Source organism: Erythrobacter sp. SN021, assembly GCF_021864455.1.
Map to the genome: position 1 here is coordinate 604,780 of NZ_JAKKUW010000001.1, position 16,762 is coordinate 621,541.

The window sequence follows — 16,762 nt, forward strand, 5'->3', positions numbered from 1 at the left end:
TTTTCGGCACCCCCCCCTTCGCCGTCGATTTCCGCGCTGTGGCTGGCTCAGTCGCGCTGTTCGCTCAATACCTCGGCGACCTTGGAATTGATCTGCTGGACGCTGAAAGGTTTGGGAATGAAGTGCATATTGTCGATGTCGATATCGTTGCGAAGCTGCTCTTCGGCATAGCCCGACATGAACAGAATGGGGATGTCCGGCTTCACCCTACGAATGGCGCGCGCCATTGCCGGTCCATCCATCACCGGCATGACGACATCGGAAACGATGAGATCGAACTCGGTCGAACCATTGGCCACCTCGGCCAGCCCTTCTTCGCCATCCGTCACCGTGGTGACGGTGTAGCCGGCGCGGACCAGCGCCCGCTCTGCCACGGCGCGAACCATGTCTTCGTCCTCCACGAGCAGCAGCTTGCCGCCGGCGGACCATTCGGTGGCCTTGGGCTCCTCGGGCTCCTCCGTGGTCATATCGGCGGGCATTTCGCCCTTGTGCACGGGCAAATACATGGTGAACCGCGCACCTATGGGAGCGCCGTCAGGCCCCTGCACGTTGTCGGCGAATATGAACCCGTTCGACTGCTTGACGATGCCATAGACTGTCGACAGGCCCAGCCCGGTTCCCTTGCCCTGCTCCTTGGTCGTAAAAAAGGGCTCGAAGATCTTGTTGAGATGCTCTTCGGGAATACCCCCGCCCGTATCCTGCACGATCAGCACGGTATAATCGTCGGCGGGCATGATATCGATGCCCATCTTGCGCACATCCCGCGCCGATACGCGGCGTGTGGCGAGGGTGAGCCGACCCTTCCAGTCCTGCTTGCCACGCTTGTGAGCATTGGCCTGCATGGCATCGCGCGCGTTGACGGCAAGATTGATGATGACCTGCTCGAGCTGCTGCGGATCGGCCCGCACCGAGCCCAGTTCGCGGTCGTGACGAACCGAAAACTCGATCTTCTCACCCATCAGGCGTTTCAGGAGCTGGCTGACCTCGCTGACGACATCGGGCAGTTGCAGCACGACCGGGCGCAGCGTCTGCTGACGGCTGAAAGCGAGCAATTGGCGTGTCAGGCTGGCCGCACGGTTCGAATTGGCCCGGATCTGCTGGATATCGTCATAGTCGCTGTCGCCCGGCGTGTGACGCAACAGCATCAGGTCGCAATAGCCGATGATCGCCGTCAGCACATTGTTGAAATCATGCGCGACGCCCCCCGCCAATTGCCCCACCGCCTGCATCTTGGTGGCTTGGGCGACCTGGCGGCGCAGGCGCTTTTCCTCGGAGGAATCGGAAATGGAGAGCAAAACCGCCGCGTCGCCCAGCCCGCGCACGCCGGCAAGGCCGATCGACACCGGCTCTTCCTTGTCGTTGGCCAGTCGCACGGCCATGTCGCCGCTGGATGTCGCCCCCTTGGCAAAACGGCGGACGGTATCGGCCATCGCGGCCTTGTCCTCGCGCACGACCAGATCGGACGGGAATTGCGGCAGTCCTTGGCTCTCGCGCTCGACCGCGCGCAGGAAAGCTTTGTTGGCGAACAGGAAACGGCTGTCGCGATCGGTCAGGGCAAGACCCAGCGGCAAAGCGGAAAGCAAGGCTTCGAGTTGCGGAACCGCGGCTTTTCCGTTGTTTTCCCAACCCCCGCCGATCCCCACGGTGCTGTCGACAAGCAACATCATGGACGGCGCCTGATCGGCATCGCTCAACCTGCCGTCCGCCGCCACATCGAGCGGTACATGGACCAGCGTCTGGGGCGATCCCTGCTGGCCTTCGCGCGCGAAATAGATGCGGTCGCGATCGTCGGAACGTAGCAATTGTACGAATTCGACCCCGCCGAGCGATTTTTCCCGACTGCCCGTAACGCGCTCCGCCAGGCCCGGGGTAGTCGAAAGCACGATGCCATCGGGCGCCACCAGAGCAAGCTCGATCCCCGCACGCGAAATTACTTCGCCGAGCCGACCCGACATCCGTTCCGCCAACCCGTCATAGCTGCGTTCCTCGCGAATTTCCGCGAAGCGCCACACAAGATAGGCTTCCCCGCGTCCGCTGCGATCGATGCGCAAACGGTACCGCATGTCGGAATCAGTTACGCGCACGTCGTCCAGCTTGGCCGATCCATCCCTCCATGCATCGCGAACCGCGCCCATCACGGCTTCGCGCGTTTCCGCCTCGAACGGCAGATCGAAGGGCATCACATTGCCTCCGTACCAGCGTTCATAGGTCGAATTGGCGCAGACCATGCGATTGGCCCGATCGATGATGGCCACGCCGCGCCTGCGGTTCTCGATGGCCGCGCTGGTCACCGACCAATCGGGCTGAAGCGTCGTTTCTTCGATCGGCACAGTTCTCAGGCGGGCGGTCAGCAGGATTGTCAGAAGAACGGCGACCAGCGCACCGCCATAAGCCAAGGCGACCATGCTCTGCTCGCCGACCAGCCATACCAGGAGGACCGAGACGACACAGGCCGCCGCAATCCCGAGCATGAGTGGCACGGGGGGCAGCGTCGCGGCGGCACTGTCCTCGCGCATGATCATGCGTCGGCACCCTTCCGCAAACGTTCGTCGAGACGGCTCTCCATGGCTTTCAATCGCCGCTGACGTCTGCGCGCTACGACAAAGCGCCACACGAAGCCCGAAAGCAGATACCCGATCGCCGCACCGACGATGGCGAGCACGGTGAAGCCGAAAATCGTCACCAATACGGTCACTCCGACACCCTCGAACATTTCGATGAACCAGGCCCAGCGTCCGCTATTGATCTCTTCCTGCGCGGCGCCGCCGGTGGCCGCGAGATCGACCTTGAGAATGAAAACGCCGAGCTTGTTGGCGATCACCGCCCAGAATGGAAAAGTGAACGGATTGGTGATGAAGGTCACGATCGCCGAGAGAGGAACGTTAGCCCGCGCGGGCAGCGCCAGAAACGCGGCAAGGAATATCTGGCCGACCGGGATGATGAACCCTGCGAATATGCCGAGCGCAACGCCGCGCGGTACGCTCCGGCGGGTGAACCGCCACAATTCCGGCGTCAGGAACCGATGGGCGATCGGACGCAAATATCTGTTCCGCGCCATTTCCTCGCGCGTGGGCATATGCGCGCGGATCCAGTCCGCCAGAAAGGTCTTCGATCTGCGCTTGTTCATGGCCACGCCCCTGCCATGCGCCGCCTCATCGGCGAGTTCAAGGGGGTGAGAGAGGCGGCTTGCGACGAATGCGGCATGTCTGGCAATGTGGTTAGCCCGGCGTGTTTTATAAGGGCATGGGTGCAGATCAGCCGCGTTCGCGCATCAATCGAGCCTTGTCGCGCTTCCAGTCGCGATCCTTGATGCTGGCGCGCTTGTCATGCGCCTGCTTGCCTTTGGCGAGCGCCAGCTCGACCTTGGCCCTGCCGGTACTGTTGAAATAGACAGACAGGGGTACCAACGTCATGCCCTTGCGCTCGACAGCGCCGAACAGCTTCTCGATCTCGCGCGCGTGAAGCAGAAGCTTGCGCGGTCGGCGCGGTTCGTGGTTCAGCCGGTTACCGTGCGAATATTCCGGAATATTCGCGTTGACCAGCCACACTTGTCCGTCACGTATCTCGGCGTAGCTTTCCTTGATGCTGGCCTCGCCGGCCCGCAAAGCCTTCACTTCTGTGCCTTGCAGCGCCAGCCCCGCTTCGAACGTATCCTCGACATGGTAATCGAAGCGCGCGCGACGATTGTCGGCGACGACTTTCTGCTTGTCGAACGTAGAGGGTTTGGGACGAGCCATAAGGCGGGCGCATGTAGGCGCTTGCGACGCGCCTGCCAAGTCAGACCAGGCCGGCGATCCCAAGTGCTTCGTCGACGGCTTCGCGGCTTGCCTTGCTGGCGTTGCACAACGGCAGGCGGACATCGGGCGAAAACCAGTCGTGAACGCGGCTAAGCGCATATTTGACCGGGGCCGGGCTGGCGTCCGAGAACATGGCGTAGTGCAGCGGAAACAGCCGGTCGTTCAATTCGCGTGCCTTGACCAGATCGTTGGCCGCGATTGCTTCATGGAACTCCGCGCATAGTGCCGGTGCGACATTGGCGGTGACCGAAATGCAGCCCGCCCCGCCCGCGGCCGAATGCGGCAGCCACAATTCGTCATTGCCCGAAAGCTGGCAGAATTCGTGATCCAGCCCCATGCGGTGATCGGCGACGCGGGACAAATCGCCGCTGGCGTCCTTGATGGCGACGATGCGGCTGGGATATTTACGGACCAGCTCGACAACCGTCTCATCCTCGATGTCGGTTACCGTGCGGCTGGGGACATTATAGAGCACGATCGGCAGATCGCTGTTTTCGGCAAGATAGCTGAAATGGGCAATGAGCCCGGCCTGGCTCGGGCGGTTATAATAGGGCGCGACGCACAGTCCCGCCGCAGCCCCGGCTTTCTTGGAAAACTGCATGTGTAGCAGCGCATTGCGCGTATCGTTCGAGCCGCATCCGGCAATCACGGGTACGCGGCCCGCCGCCTGTTCGATGCATATCTCGACAACGCGGTGATGCTCGGCGTTCGACAATGTCGACGCTTCGCCCGTGGTGCCGCACGGCACCAGCGCCTTGCTACCGTTTTCGATCTGCCAATCGACCAGCTTCCGGAAAGCCGCTTCGTCCAACGACCCGTCGCGAAAAGGAGTCGCCAGAGCTGGAATCGAGCCTGAGAACATTTACGGGAGTCCTGCGTTAGGGGTATGAAACAAGGCGATTTTCGGCGGTTCGCGCCACAATTCATTCAGCGCCTGATAAGGAGGGGCCGGGCACGATGTCCAGCATGGGCCGAAAAACTATTTTCTCACTCGCTCTTATGGCCGGTTCTTCACTGGTCTTTCCCACCATCGCGCAGGCGCAGAATACCTCACGCGCCGATATGGTCGCGCAGCAGCCAGGGCGGATGGATCAGGCCGTGGGCCAATGGGAATATCTGACCAAGCAGGAGGAGCTGCCTTTCGCTTCCTATGCGGGTTTCGTCACAACCTACCCCGATTTTCCCAAACAGGAATTGCTGCGCTACCGTGCCGAAGCCGCGCTGGACCGGGATGCTCCCTCGTCGCAATCGCTGGTCGCATTTTTCGACAAATACCCGCCGCTGACCAATGGCGGCAAGGCGCGTTATGCCTTGGCGCTCGCGTCGCTCGATCGCCCCGAAGCGTTCGACGTGGCACGGAAGGCCTGGCGGGGCGGACCAATGAGCGGCCCGTCCGAGCTCTACATACAGGGCCTGTTCGGCGGGCGCTTTGGCCCGGAAGATCACGATGCGCGCATGGATGCCTTGCTTTGGCAAGGTGATTACGAGGCCGCGTCGCGCCATGTCGTGCGCGTCTCACCGGCCTATCGCGAGATGGCCCAGGCGCGCCTGGCCTTATTGCAGGGCAGCACTCCGACGCAGGCGGGGCTTGCCGTACCGGACGGTGCGCTCAGCGATGCGGGCTATGTTTATAACCTTACGCGCCACTATCGCAGCTCGGGTCAGCCCTTCCGCGCGGTCGAGCTCTTGGCGACACGGGCGCAATTCGCCGCGCCCGCGATCGATGGGACACTGTTCGTTTCCGAAGCGCTGGCAGTTGCGAAGAGCGCGGGTGCGAGCCAGGCGGTCAGCATCGCGTCGAAAGTCGACGATGTCTTCGCGCCGGGCACCGATATCTCGGAAGGCAGCTTCACCCTGCGCGACAAATATACCGATCTGATGTGGCTGGGCGGGACCAAGGCGCTGTGGTCGCTCGGCGATGGCGCGCGCGCGGCCCCGCTCTTCTATCGCTACGGTACCGCGGCCAAAACGCCGCTCACCCGCTCCAAGGGGTTTTACTGGGCAGGACGCGCCGCAGCCCGTGCGGGTGACCGCGCCGAGGCGGAGCGGTATTGGCAGATGGCCGCAGATTTTCCCGACTGGTATTACGGCCAGCTTGCGCTGAGCGAACTGCGGCAGCCAATGCCGAACTTCGCCCAGGTGCCGCAGCCCGATGCGGCCGAACGCGCGGCCTTCGAAGCTGATCCGCTGACCGGCGCATTGCGCGCGATTGCGCGCAACCGCCGCGATTGGCGTACCGAACGCGCCTTTTTCGAAGCGATTGCCGACAAGGCAGACACGCCCGGCGAGATGGCACTGGTCGGCCAGCTTGCCCGCGAAACGGGTCTTGAAGAAATGGCGGTGGTCGCCGGTCTGGTTGCGGGCGAGCACGGCCTCAAGGGTTTCGAGCGGCTCGGCTATCCGACCGTGCCCACGCATTCGGGCGCCAACTGGACCATGGTCCATGCGATCGCACGGCAGGAAAGCGAATTCGACCGCAATCGTATCAGCCATGCCGGTGCGCGCGGCATGATGCAGCTCATGCCCGGCACCGCGCGCGAGGAGGCCGGCAAGATCGGCGTGCGCTACATGTCCGCCAGCCTGACGGAAAGCCCGAGCTACAATATCCGCCTTGGCGATGCGCATTTCGCCCGGCTGATGGATCGGTACGATGGCGCTTATCCGCTCGCCATTGCAGCGTATAATGCAGGCCCCGGGCGGGTGAACCAGTGGCTGCGTCTCAATGGCGACCCGCGTACAGGCGCGGTCGACTGGGTTACGTGGATCGAGCAGATACCGGCGAATTTCGAGACGCGCTATTACGTCATGCGCGTGATCGGAAATGCCGTCAGCTATGCCAATATGCATCCCGATAAATCGGCCGGGTACGAACGCGATATCGCCAATTACCTGCGGCGCTGAATTGCGCTAGGGCCGCAGCCCTGATGCAAGGCAAGACCAATCCCGTAACGCCCGCAGGCTATGCCGCGATGAAGGCGCGCTACGACCATCTGCTTGGCACCGAGCGGCCGGAAATCGTCGAAATCGTCAGTTGGGCGGCGGGCAATGGCGATCGCAGCGAAAATGGCGATTATCTCTACGGTCGCAAGCGTATGCGGGAAATCGATCGCGAGCTGGCGCATCTGGCCCGGCGAATGAAAGCCGCGCGGGTGATCGATCCGGCCGAACAACCCGACAAGGCACGCGCCTTCTTCGGGGCCACCGTCACACTTGCCGACGAGGACGACAGGGAAAAGGTCGTGACTCTCGTCGGCGACGACGAACAGGATGCCAGTGCGGGCCGGATAGGCTGGTCTTCGCCGCTGGCTCGCGCCCTGAAGGGGGCAGCTATCGGGGATTTGCGCAGCGTGCGGCTTCCCGGCGGGCTGAAAGAATGGGAGATCGTGGCGATCGACTATGCGTAAGCTCGCGGCCCTGTTCCTGATCGTACTCGCCGCCCCCCTCTCGGCCAAGGATGATCTCGGGGTATTTTCCGATTGGGCGGCCTTTCGCGACCCTTCGGTTCCGCGCTGCTATGCCATTGCCATGCCCACCCCTAGTCGCCTGAGCCGAGAGTTCGAGCCTTTCGCGACCATCGGCACTTGGCCGCGGCAAAACCGGCGTGGAGAGGTGCATTTCCGCCTGTCCCGCCAAATTATGCACAGCTCGGCCATCACGCTCGCCATCGGCGGCAAGCGCTTCCGCCTCAGCGGCGGCGGTGGCGATGCCTGGGCGCATGACCGCGCGATGGACGCAGCGATCGTCGCCGCCATGCGTTCGGCCGAGCGCATGACCATCAGCGCCACGGACAAACGCGGTCGCCGATTTGCGAACAGCTACTCATTGTCGGGCGCGGCGACCGCGATGGATGCCGCCACCCTCGCCTGCGCCCGGCGCTGAACCGCGGAGGCAGGCGTGGAGACAGGAAAGAAAAAGGGGCCGGAAAGCGCCATCGCTCCCCGGCCCCAATTCATGACGCGGGCTATCGCTTAGAAGCGAACGCCAACGCCCGCCATGATCTGGTGACGGTCCAGATCGACGTCGAAACGATCACTGTCGGGCAGCGTGCCGTCGAAGTCCACTTCGCCTTCGGTGTAGTTCGAATAGCGATATTCGACATTCATGAAGGTCCGTGGATTGATGGCATATTCGATACCCGCACCGGCGCGCCAGCCATCGAGGTCGAAGCTTTCGCGGAACTCGCTGGTGCCGTCATTGGCAAGGATATCGAGCTTGGCGTTGGTATAGCCGCCCTTGGCATAGAGCAGCAGGTCCGGGGCGACCTTGGCACCGACGCGCGCGCCGAGGAACAGGTCGCGTCCCGCTTCGACTTCGCCGAAGCCGAAGCCTTCGAAATCGCCATTGTCGAATTCGGTCTTGGCGGTTGAATCGGTCAGTTCCGCCTCGAGCCCGATGACTGCGCCGCCGAGGTCGAAATCGTAACCGGCCTGCACACCGTAAACCAGGCCGTCGATCGACTGGTCGTTGTTGTCGTTGCCGTCGTCATCGACACTGCTGCCGGCCTTCAGCGCATCATAGCCCGCCACGCCCTGGACGCGGAAGCCATCGAAATTGCCGCTGGCATCCTGCGCCATGGCAGGCGTGGCAAAGGCGGCCATCGAACCGGCTACGAGCAGGGTTGAAATCTTCTTCATGTACGAACTCCGTTTTGTTGACCCGCAGCTTTCATGCTGCGTGGACTGGGAGAACGCCGCGAGATTGCAAACAGTTTCATTAACCTCAAACAACAGGATATTGTTGCAAATTGAACACATGTTGCGCGATGAAAAGGTGATTTTAGTAGACGGGGCGTTGGGAACACGACTTCTAAAGGGGATTTGCATGGCTGAGGCGCGTCAGCCCGATGGGCGCTCGGCTCACGCGGCGCGTGCACTTTGCTTTCGCCGCAACAGGCCCTATATGCGCCGCTCCCATGGCCGATACGACACTCATGAGCATCCCCGGGCAGGTGGACCCGGTTCCCGTCGCGCGCGACATCACGCCGCGCGAAGATGGCCGCGTGGACCTGATCGGCCTGCCGAAAGACCGCATTCGCGAATTGTTCGCCGAAGCGGGACTGGACGCAAAGCAGGCCAAGCTGCGCGCCAAGCAGGTGTTCCACTGGCTCTATCATCGCGGCGTCACCGATTTCGCGGCGATGACCGATATCGCCAAGACCATGCGCCCTTGGCTCGCCGAGCGGTTCTACATCGGGCGGCCCGATATCGTCGAAGCCCAGCATTCGACCGATGGCACGCGCAAATGGTTGCTGCGCACCTCGGACGGGCACGAGTTCGAAATGGTCTTCATCCCCGATGCGGATCGCGGCACGCTGTGCGTGTCCAGCCAGGTCGGCTGCACTCTCAATTGCCGTTTCTGCCACACCGGCACCATGCGCCTCGTGCGCAACCTCACCCCGGGCGAAATCGTCGGCCAGGTCCTGCTCGCGCGCGATGCACTGGGCGAATGGCCGAAGGGCAAGATGGATTTCGCCGACGAAGAGAGCGAAACCGAATACCGCGCCGATGGCCGCCTGCTGACCAACATCGTGATGATGGGCATGGGCGAACCGCTCTATAATTTCGACAACGTCCGCGATGCGCTGAAGTTGGTGATGGATGGGGAAGGTCTGGCCCTGTCGAAGCGCCGGATCACGCTATCGACCAGCGGCGTCGTTCCCATGATGGACAAGTGCGGCAAGGAAATAGGCGTCAACCTCGCGGTCAGCCTTCATGCTGTGACCAAGGACGTCCGCGACGAAATTGTGCCGCTCAACAAGAAATACGGCATCGAGGAATTGCTGCAGGCGTGCTCGGATTATCACGGCGCCAGCAATGCGCGCCGGATCACCTTCGAATATGTCATGCTCAAGGACAAGAACGACAGTGACGAGGATGCGCACGAGCTTGTACGGCTCATCAAGCAGTACAAGCTGCCCGCCAAGGTGAACCTGATCCCGTTCAACCCCTGGCCCGGGGCGCCTTATGAATGCTCGACGCCGGAGCGGGTAAAACGCTTCTCCTCGATCGTCTTCGAGCACGGCATCAGCGCGCCCGTGCGCACGCCGCGCGGCCGCGATATCGACGCCGCCTGCGGCCAGCTCAAGACAGCAGCCGAGAAGAAGAGCCGCGCCCAGCGCGACCGCGAAGCTGCCGAAGCCACAGAGGCTGCCGCCTCCTGATGACCGACGAGGCGACCCTCGCCTGGTACGAGCGCGAGGCGCCCCGTTACACGGCGAGCGGCACCCAGGGGCAGAGCCGCCATCTCGATGGGTTTCTCGACCGCCTGGCGCCAGGCGCTCACATCCTCGAACTGGGCTGCGGCGGCGGGCGCGATGCCGCCTATATCCATGATCGCGGTTTCTCGATCGATGCGACCGACGGGACTGCCGCCATGGTCAGGAAAGCGAAGGAACGCCACGATATCGCGGCGCGCCAGATGCGCTTCGACGAACTAAACGCGGTGTCCGAATACGACGCCGTCTGGGCTCATGCGAGCCTGCTTCACCTGCCGCGCGCTGCATTACCGCCGGTTCTTTCAGCGATCCATCGTGCGCTGCGGCCAGGCGGTCTTCACTTCGCCAATTACAAGCTGTCCGACCATGCCCATCCAGAAGAGGGCCGCGACCTGCTGGGGCGCTGGACCAATCTCCCCTCTCCCGAATGGCTGGAAGAAGTCTACCGCGAGGCGGGCTTCACGCCCCTGGCCAGCGAGCGCTATCCCGGTAAAGGCAGCGACGGAACGCAGCGGGACTGGCTCGCGCTCACCCTGCGCAAGGAGGATCGATGACTGCCGAAGTGCTCGCCATCTGTGTCGGCCTGCCCAAGCCTTTCAACGGCGCCGAGCTGAGCGCCATCGACAAGCAGCCCGTCGACGGGATCGCCCATATTCGCTCTTTCGGGATCGAGGGCGACATGGTCGCCGATACCAAACACCATGGCGGGCCGGACATGGCCGTGCATCACTATCCGCGCGATCATTACGCGGGATGGAGCGATTGGCTCGGCGGCCATGATCTGCTTTCCCGCCCAGCCGCTTTCGGAGAGAATATCCATGCCGAGGGGCTGACCGAAGAGACAGTGCGGATCGGCGACCGCTTCCACCTTGGCAGCGCCCTGCTCGAAGTCAGCTAGCCACGCCAGCCCTGCTGGAAGATCGACCATCGCTTCGGCCGCAAGGGAATGGTCGCGCGGATCGTCAAGCAGCACAATTGCGGGTGGTACTACCGCGTCATCGAGGAGGGCGACGCCAAGGCTGGTGACAGGCTGGAGCAGATCGAAACGGGCCACGAGGATTGGACCGTGGGGCGCCTGTTCGCGAAGCTCTTCGATCCGGCGCACAAGGCCACGCGCGAAGAACTCGAACAGATCACGGCACTCGAAAGACTTTGCCTGCCATGGCGTGATCGCGCCCGACAAAAGCTCGATCGTTAGCAATTCGTCGCGCGTCTCCGCACGGCTCATCGCGAATTTCGGCGAGCCGCCATTCGTTCAGCCGATGTTGTAAATCGTCCGCGCAGGGTCGCGACGGAGACAACCGAATGGGGACGCAATCATGAAAAAACTCACTGTCGCATTGGCTGCAGGGGCGCTCGCCTTCACCGGCATCGGCATGGCCGCACCGGCCGCTGCGGACCCGCCTGCCTGGGCGCCCGCACATGGCAAACGCGCCAAGGACCGGGCTATCTACGACAGCCGCGGCTACTACATCGAACCGCGCCGTATCAGTCGTGCCGACCGCATGTGGCGCGGCGGCGACGGGCGCTATTATTGCAAGCGTGACAATGGCACGACCGGTCTCGTCATCGGCGCGGGCGTCGGCGCGCTGGCGGGCCATGAACTGGCCGGGCGCGGCGACAAGACGCTTGGCGCAATCCTCGGCGGTGCCGTTGGGGCCATCGTCGGACGCGAGATCGATCGCGGCAGCCTGAAGTGCCGCTAACTTTCTGACGCAACCTGCGGGTTGCGAATGCGGCGCGCCGCCACCTTCCCCTCGGGTGGCGGCGCGCCTTTCCTTTGCTCCGTCTGCCGCTATGCTCGCGCGCGATGACGGACGGTAAGCCATCGGTACTCGTAACGGGCGGCGCGAAGCGTATCGGCGCGGCGATCGCCCGCGCCTTCGGCAAGGCGGGATGGCATGTGGTCGTGCATTACGGCTCGTCGCGCGCGGGGGCCGAGGCACTGGTGGAGCAGCTTCCCTCGGCGGAGGCGGTGCAGTGCGATCTCGAAGATGGCGATGCGGCGGTCGCCATGGTGGAAACGCTGGCCAACCGCCTCGCGGACTGGCGTGCGCTGATCAATTGCGCGGCGGTGTTCGACAGGGACACTGTAACCGCGCTCGATCCGGCGACGAATGTCCGCACGATGCAGATCAACGCGCGCAGCCCCGCCCGTATGGCCCAGGCCTATCTCGCCCATGCACAGGCATCGGGCGGGCGGCGGGTGATCCATTTGACCGATCAGAAGCTCGCCAATCCCAATCCGGATTTCTTCAGCTACACGATGAGCAAGCACGCGCTGGCATCGACCGTGCCGATGCTGGCCATGGGCGCGGCCAGCGTGGAAGACCGGGTCTATGCGCTGGCTCCCGGGGCGATCCTCGCCAGCCACGACCAGAGCGAGGAGGAGACCGAGATTTCGCACCGCTTGAACCTGCTTGCCCGCAAGACCGGGCCCGAGGAAGTCGCCGATGCCGCGCTGTTCCTCGCACAGGGTCATCTCGCCAGCGGGCAGACGCTTTATGTCGACAGCGGCCAGCACCTGCTTTCCCAGCCGCGCGACGTGATCTATCTCGCCCGCGAGGGAACCGGGGCATGAAGCGCCACGCGCTCAGCACCCGGCTGTGGCACTGGGTGAATCTCTTGTGCGTCGTCGTGCTGTTCATGTCGGGCCTGACGATCTCCAACGCGCATCGTCGGCTCTATTGGGGCGATTGGGGCTTTGCCGCCGAACAGGCCTGGCTCACCGTGCCGCGCTTTCCCGACTGGATGACGATCCCCGGCTATTACAGCCTCGCCGTGGCGCGCGACTGGCATATCCTCATGGCCTGGCCCTTTGCGCTGGGCCTGCTGTTCATGTGGATCGCCATGCTCGCGAACTGGCATTTCAGGCGCGATATCGCCACCAGCCGCAAACAATGGAAGCCCGCCGCGATCCGGCATGACATCGTCCAGCACCTCAGGCTCGATTTCGACCATGAGGGCGGCAAGTACAATTTCCTCCAGAAGCTCGCCTATGGCCTTGTGCTGGGCGTGTTTCTACCGATGATGGTCTTCACCGGCATCGCCATCAGCCCCGGCATGGAACCGACATTTGGCTGGCTGGTCGAACTGCTCGGCGGGCGGCAATCGGCGCGCAGCCTGCATTTCATCTTCGCCTTCGCCATCGCCGCCTTTTTCGTGGTGCATGTGGTGCTGGTGATCCTTGCCGGGCCGATCCGCCAGATCCGCGACATGATTACCGGGGGGCGCGAGGGATGAAGCGCAGGAACTTCCTCGTCGCCGCCGGTGCCGCCTTCGTGGCAGGCTGCAACAGAATCGCCGAAACCGATGTCGGCAAGTCGTTGCTCGATGCCGCGGAAGGCTGGCACAAGGGCGCGCACCGGCTGCTGACCGATCGCACGGCGCTCGCGCCGGAGTATCCGCGCAGCGCGATCTCGCCCTATTTTCGCGGCAATGGCTCGACCGATCCGCAGAACGGCGACTACCCGCGCCATGCCGAGGAAGGCTTCGCCAATTGGCGGCTCGAAGTGCGCGGCCTGGTCGAGAATCCACTCAGCCTCAGTCTTGAGAATATCCGCAAGCTGCCCCAGCGCAACCAGGTCACGCGCCACGATTGCGTCGAAGGGTGGAGCGCGATCGGCGAATGGACCGGGCCGCAGCTCTCGCTCCTGCTCGATGCCGCAGGCCTGCTCAGCCAAGCCAAGTTCATCGTCTTCCGCTGCGCCGACAATCTCAATGGGCAGGACTATTACGAGAGCATCGACCTGGTCGATGCCTATCACCCGCAGACCATCGTCGCGCACAGCCTCAATGGAGAGCCGCTGCCGATCCGCAACGGCGCGCCGCTGAGAATGCGGATCGAGCGGCAGTTAGGCTACAAACACGCCAAATACCTCACCGCGATCGAGGCGGTCGCCAGCCTCGACGAGATCGGCAAGGGCCAGGGCGGTTACTGGGAAGACCGCGCCGGGTATCAGTGGTATGCGGGCATCTGATCACTCGGGATAGAGGCGCGCCATCGCTTCCCAGTCGTTGCGCAGCAACTCCTCCAAAACGTCCATATCCACATCGGCCAGCTTGTTGACATACAGGCAGCTTTTGCCGGTCTTGTATTTGCCCAGCCGTGCCAGCAATTCGTCGCGGCGCTGGCCCGTGACTTCGTCGCAATAGCCGCCCATCAGATAGAGCGAATGCTTCGCCTTGCGCGGGCTGAAGCCGGTGCGCAGCCAATGTACCTTGCGCCCGCTGGCATAGGTGGTGCGGTAGCTGCCGTAGCCGATGATGCTCGGCCCCCACATCCTGGGCTCTTCGCCCGTTACCCGGCGAAACAGCGCATCGAGCAGCTTCGCCTCCTCCCGCTTCCTTTCCGGTTCGACCGACGCGATGAAGTCCGCCGGGTCGACATCGGTAATCTGCGTCTTCGCTTCACCCACGGCGTCGTTCCTCCCTTCGATTGACTTGCGTCTCTGTGTGCCACAGTCTCGCGCTCGGGGAAAACAAAAGGGGAGAGGCGCGCCCATGTGGCTGCTCGACACATTCCTGAAATCCGCGATCAAGCGCGGGCATTTGATTGTTACGAACCATGACGGGACGACCCTTCAATACGGTGCGCCGGAAAATGGCGTGCAACCCCTGCGTATCCGCCTGACGCATCGCAAGGCCGCCAACCATATCGCACGCTATCCGCAGGTCGGCGCGGGCGAGGCCTTCATGTGGGGCTGGCTCGAAGTGGAGGAACCGCACGATATCCGCGACCTCGTCCTGTTCGTGACCAGGAACGCCAAGCGCGAAGCGGGCGCATCGCTCAAGCCCAAAGGCCCCTTGCGCAAGGCGGCACAAAAACTGCTCGCCAAGGCCGACAGCGTGAATTTGCGCGGCAAGGCCCGAAAGAACGCCGAGCACACCTACAACCTCACCCGCGAGCTGTATGAGCGTTTCCTCGACGAGGACCGCCAATACACCATGGCCTATTACCGCGAGGACCCGGAGACGACCTCGCTCGAGAAAGCGCAGCTCGACAAGAAGGCGCATCTCGCCGCCAAGATGTACATAAAGCCGGGCCAGCGCCTGCTGGATATCGGCTGCGGCTGGGGCGGCTTCGCGCTCTATCTCGCGCGCCATTACGATGTCGAGGTCATGGGCGTTGCGCTCGCGCCCGACCAGATCGCGTTCTGCAAGGAACGCGCCGAGGAAGCGGGCCTCGCCGACCGCGTGACGTTCGAGCTGATGGACTATCGCGATGTGCAGGGAACCTTCGACCGGATCAGCTCGGTCGGCCTGCTCGAACATGTCGGCACGCCGCATTACCCGCAGTTCTACGAGCACACCAACCGCCTGCTGAAGGCCGACGGCGTGATGATCAGCCATTGCTGCGGGCGCGCAGGCCCTCCCGGCTTCACCGACAAATGGACCCGCAAATACATCTTCCCCGGCGGCTATATCCCCGCCCTGTCCGAGCTCGTCACGCAGAGCGAGAAGCACGGCTGGCAGGTGATGGACGTGGAGGCAATGCGCTTCCATTACAGCCACACGCTGGAGGAATGGTACAAGCGCACAGTGCTGCACCGGCGCGAGATCACCGAGCTTTACGACGAGCGTTTCTATCGCATGTGGCTGTTCTATCTTGCGGGAGCCGAACAGAGCTTCCGCCACGGCGATATGGTCAATTGGCAGATCCAGTATGTGAAGGACCGCGCCGCCATCCCGATGACGCGCGAATATATCGAGGCCGAAAGCGCCCGGCTGCGCGCGGCGGATGAGGGCAAGGTGCCGCGCTGGCACCTCGACCCGGCCCTGCGCGAGGCGGCGGAGTAGCGCGCTGCGCCAGGGTTTCCGTGTAGGTTACACAAGGTGACAGGGGTGTCCGCCTTTTCCTACAGGTCATCGTATTGAAATTGCAGGAAATGTTGGAGACGGGGTGACACATCGGGTCAATATTCCCAGTCGCCGCTTTCATCCTTGTCCTTGTCCTCCGCGTCGTCCGCAGCCCAGCGGGCGTCCTCCTCCGCTTCCAGCCGGAGCAGGTGATGCTCGCTTTCATCGGCCTCGAAATGGTCGGGTCCGGTCTCGACACGTTCCAGCAAACCGCGAAAGTCGGTCGAAGGATAGGCGCTGCCCGGATAGACCGCAGGCAGCTCCGCGGGGGCAGGCGTCGGCATGGCCAGCAGCGCGAGCGTGAGGCGCTCGTCGAACTTGCGCGAGGTGCCGACCAGCTCGCCCCCGGCGAAATGCGGCACCTCCACGCCTTCGATCGCGCGTTCCAGCGCCGCACGGTAAAGGCTATGGCGCGCGCTGGCATAAGCCGCATCCCAGGCCCTGCCGAAGGGCTGTTCGCGCAGGCGCTGGCGCAGGCGATAGGCCGACTGACGGCTCATCCCCACCCGCCGCGCCGCCTCGGCCACCGAATGGGTTTCCGCCAGCGCGACAAGGAAATCGACCTGCCGCGCCCTGGTCCAGCGCGGCCCGCGTTTGCCCGTGGCGGTGCGCTTGCGCTGGACCGCAGGCAAGGCCGCCTGCGCCGCAGCCAGCACGGGCAAGGACAACCCGGCGGCGAGATTATCGGGCGGATCGCCGGGCGCGGGATCGACACGCGGCGCGGCAAGAGGTGGCTGTGCGGGCGGAATACGGGGCGGCTGCTTGCTCATCGCATAGCGTAAGGCACAAAAGGGGGGCTGTAGGAAAGGATGATCGTGAGGCGGCCGTGGCTGACTTCGCAGGAGACTTCCCTTGGTCTCCAACGGAGGAAGCAATTCCTCGCACAATTTAG

17 protein-coding genes and 1 pseudogene are annotated in these 16,762 nt (G+C 63.4%); 11 read left to right on the forward strand and 7 right to left on the reverse strand.

What is annotated here, in order from left to right; translation table 11 throughout:
• Positions 1–47: 47 nt before the first annotated feature.
• The 4 genes from L5849_RS02925 to dapA all read right to left on the reverse strand — a co-directional run bounded on the left by L5849_RS02925 (position 48) and on the right by dapA (position 4,659).
• Positions 48–2,522: a response regulator gene (locus L5849_RS02925; protein WP_236924350.1), complete on the reverse strand. Its 2,475-nt coding sequence runs from the start codon at positions 2,520–2,522 to the stop codon at positions 48–50.
• Positions 2,519–3,127 (reverse strand): DUF2062 domain-containing protein, encoded by a 609-nt coding sequence (locus L5849_RS02930; protein WP_236924351.1) that lies wholly within the window; start codon positions 3,125–3,127, stop codon positions 2,519–2,521. The genes L5849_RS02925 and L5849_RS02930 overlap by 4 nt, the downstream gene beginning before the upstream one ends.
• 127 nt (positions 3,128–3,254) lie before the next feature.
• Positions 3,255–3,737, reverse strand: coding sequence for an SsrA-binding protein SmpB (smpB, locus tag L5849_RS02935; protein WP_115417043.1), 483 nt, complete (start codon positions 3,735–3,737; stop codon positions 3,255–3,257).
• Between the two features lie 40 nt (positions 3,738–3,777).
• On the reverse strand, positions 3,778–4,659 hold the full coding sequence (gene dapA, locus L5849_RS02940) for a 4-hydroxy-tetrahydrodipicolinate synthase (protein ID WP_236924353.1): 882 nt from the start codon (positions 4,657–4,659) through the stop codon (positions 3,778–3,780).
• A 104-nt stretch (positions 4,660–4,763) separates the two neighbouring features.
• Here dapA and L5849_RS02945 point away from each other — a divergent pair, with 104 nt between their 5' ends.
• Genes L5849_RS02945 through L5849_RS02955 form a run of 3 tightly spaced genes read left to right on the forward strand, consistent with a single transcriptional unit; the run spans position 4,764 to position 7,676 of the window.
• On the forward strand, positions 4,764–6,698 hold the full coding sequence (locus L5849_RS02945) for a lytic transglycosylase domain-containing protein (RefSeq protein ID WP_236924355.1): 1,935 nt from the start codon (positions 4,764–4,766) through the stop codon (positions 6,696–6,698).
• A 23-nt stretch (positions 6,699–6,721) separates the two neighbouring features.
• Positions 6,722–7,201, forward strand: coding sequence for a transcription elongation factor GreB (greB, locus tag L5849_RS02950; RefSeq protein ID WP_115417046.1), 480 nt, complete (start codon positions 6,722–6,724; stop codon positions 7,199–7,201).
• Positions 7,194–7,676: a hypothetical protein gene (locus L5849_RS02955; protein ID WP_115417047.1), complete on the forward strand. Its 483-nt coding sequence runs from the start codon at positions 7,194–7,196 to the stop codon at positions 7,674–7,676. The genes greB and L5849_RS02955 overlap by 8 nt, the downstream gene beginning before the upstream one ends.
• Before the next feature lie 89 nt (positions 7,677–7,765).
• Here the strand turns inward: L5849_RS02955 and L5849_RS02960 are convergent, their stop codons facing one another.
• The gene (locus tag L5849_RS02960; protein WP_115417048.1) at positions 7,766–8,431 is read right to left on the reverse strand and encodes an outer membrane protein; all 666 of its coding nucleotides are present in this window, start codon (positions 8,429–8,431) and stop codon (positions 7,766–7,768) included.
• A 278-nt stretch (positions 8,432–8,709) separates the two neighbouring features.
• On the opposite strand from L5849_RS02960, the gene rlmN reads away from it, so the two are divergent.
• From rlmN to L5849_RS02995, 7 genes and pseudogenes are all read left to right on the forward strand, one after another.
• Positions 8,710–9,957, forward strand: a complete 1,248-nt coding sequence (gene rlmN / locus L5849_RS02965) for a 23S rRNA (adenine(2503)-C(2))-methyltransferase RlmN (protein ID WP_236924357.1) — start codon at positions 8,710–8,712, stop codon at positions 9,955–9,957.
• Positions 9,957–10,565: a class I SAM-dependent methyltransferase gene (locus L5849_RS02970; RefSeq protein WP_236924359.1), complete on the forward strand. Its 609-nt coding sequence runs from the start codon at positions 9,957–9,959 to the stop codon at positions 10,563–10,565. The genes rlmN and L5849_RS02970 overlap by 1 nt, the downstream gene beginning before the upstream one ends.
• A 125-nt stretch (positions 10,566–10,690) precedes the next feature.
• Positions 10,691–11,209: pseudogene (locus L5849_RS02975) on the forward strand (MOSC domain-containing protein).
• 121 nt (positions 11,210–11,330) lie between these two features.
• Positions 11,331–11,717, forward strand: a complete 387-nt coding sequence (locus L5849_RS02980; RefSeq protein WP_115417051.1) for a glycine zipper 2TM domain-containing protein — start codon at positions 11,331–11,333, stop codon at positions 11,715–11,717.
• 104 nt (positions 11,718–11,821) lie between these two features.
• Positions 11,822–12,592, forward strand: a complete 771-nt coding sequence (locus L5849_RS02985) for an SDR family oxidoreductase (protein ID WP_236924361.1) — start codon at positions 11,822–11,824, stop codon at positions 12,590–12,592.
• Positions 12,589–13,254 (forward strand): cytochrome b/b6 domain-containing protein, encoded by a 666-nt coding sequence (locus L5849_RS02990; RefSeq protein ID WP_236924362.1) that lies wholly within the window; start codon positions 12,589–12,591, stop codon positions 13,252–13,254. The genes L5849_RS02985 and L5849_RS02990 overlap by 4 nt, the downstream gene beginning before the upstream one ends.
• On the forward strand, positions 13,251–13,991 hold the full coding sequence (locus tag L5849_RS02995) for a molybdopterin-dependent oxidoreductase (RefSeq protein ID WP_236924364.1): 741 nt from the start codon (positions 13,251–13,253) through the stop codon (positions 13,989–13,991). The genes L5849_RS02990 and L5849_RS02995 overlap by 4 nt, the downstream gene beginning before the upstream one ends.
• Here the strand turns inward: L5849_RS02995 and L5849_RS03000 are convergent, their stop codons facing one another.
• A complete protein-coding gene (locus tag L5849_RS03000; RefSeq protein WP_236924366.1) occupies positions 13,992–14,429 on the reverse strand; it encodes a DUF1801 domain-containing protein in 438 nt (145 codons plus the stop codon). It lies immediately after the preceding gene.
• Positions 14,430–14,514: 85 nt separating this feature from the next.
• On the opposite strand from L5849_RS03000, the gene L5849_RS03005 reads away from it, so the two are divergent.
• On the forward strand, positions 14,515–15,810 hold the full coding sequence (locus L5849_RS03005) for a cyclopropane-fatty-acyl-phospholipid synthase family protein (protein ID WP_236924368.1): 1,296 nt from the start codon (positions 14,515–14,517) through the stop codon (positions 15,808–15,810).
• 116 nt (positions 15,811–15,926) lie between these two features.
• Here L5849_RS03005 and L5849_RS03010 read toward each other — a convergent pair whose 3' ends face one another.
• Positions 15,927–16,640 (reverse strand): helix-turn-helix domain-containing protein, encoded by a 714-nt coding sequence (locus L5849_RS03010; protein ID WP_115417057.1) that lies wholly within the window; start codon positions 16,638–16,640, stop codon positions 15,927–15,929.
• Positions 16,641–16,762 lie beyond the last annotated feature (122 nt).

What these genes read in the sequence shown, in the direction of transcription:
- L5849_RS02925 (WP_236924350.1), bottom strand. Translation starts at nt 2,522, where the DNA reads ATGATCATGCGCGAGGACAGTGCCGCCGCGACGCTGCCCCCCGTGCCA.
- L5849_RS02985 (WP_236924361.1), top strand. Translation starts at nt 11,822, where the DNA reads ATGACGGACGGTAAGCCATCGGTACTCGTAACGGGCGGCGCGAAGCGT.
- L5849_RS02930 (WP_236924351.1), bottom strand. Translation starts at nt 3,127, where the DNA reads ATGAACAAGCGCAGATCGAAGACCTTTCTGGCGGACTGGATCCGCGCG.
- dapA (WP_236924353.1), bottom strand. Translation starts at nt 4,659, where the DNA reads ATGTTCTCAGGCTCGATTCCAGCTCTGGCGACTCCTTTTCGCGACGGG.
- L5849_RS03005 (WP_236924368.1), top strand. Translation starts at nt 14,515, where the DNA reads ATGTGGCTGCTCGACACATTCCTGAAATCCGCGATCAAGCGCGGGCAT.
- L5849_RS03010 (WP_115417057.1), bottom strand. Translation starts at nt 16,640, where the DNA reads ATGAGCAAGCAGCCGCCCCGTATTCCGCCCGCACAGCCACCTCTTGCC.
- L5849_RS02960 (WP_115417048.1), bottom strand. Translation starts at nt 8,431, where the DNA reads ATGAAGAAGATTTCAACCCTGCTCGTAGCCGGTTCGATGGCCGCCTTT.
- L5849_RS02970 (WP_236924359.1), top strand. Translation starts at nt 9,957, where the DNA reads ATGACCGACGAGGCGACCCTCGCCTGGTACGAGCGCGAGGCGCCCCGT.
- L5849_RS02990 (WP_236924362.1), top strand. Translation starts at nt 12,589, where the DNA reads ATGAAGCGCCACGCGCTCAGCACCCGGCTGTGGCACTGGGTGAATCTC.
- L5849_RS02995 (WP_236924364.1), top strand. Translation starts at nt 13,251, where the DNA reads ATGAAGCGCAGGAACTTCCTCGTCGCCGCCGGTGCCGCCTTCGTGGCA.
- smpB (WP_115417043.1), bottom strand. Translation starts at nt 3,737, where the DNA reads ATGGCTCGTCCCAAACCCTCTACGTTCGACAAGCAGAAAGTCGTCGCC.
- L5849_RS02945 (WP_236924355.1), top strand. Translation starts at nt 4,764, where the DNA reads ATGGGCCGAAAAACTATTTTCTCACTCGCTCTTATGGCCGGTTCTTCA.
- greB (WP_115417046.1), top strand. Translation starts at nt 6,722, where the DNA reads ATGCAAGGCAAGACCAATCCCGTAACGCCCGCAGGCTATGCCGCGATG.
- L5849_RS02980 (WP_115417051.1), top strand. Translation starts at nt 11,331, where the DNA reads ATGAAAAAACTCACTGTCGCATTGGCTGCAGGGGCGCTCGCCTTCACC.
- rlmN (WP_236924357.1), top strand. Translation starts at nt 8,710, where the DNA reads ATGGCCGATACGACACTCATGAGCATCCCCGGGCAGGTGGACCCGGTT.
- L5849_RS02955 (WP_115417047.1), top strand. Translation starts at nt 7,194, where the DNA reads ATGCGTAAGCTCGCGGCCCTGTTCCTGATCGTACTCGCCGCCCCCCTC.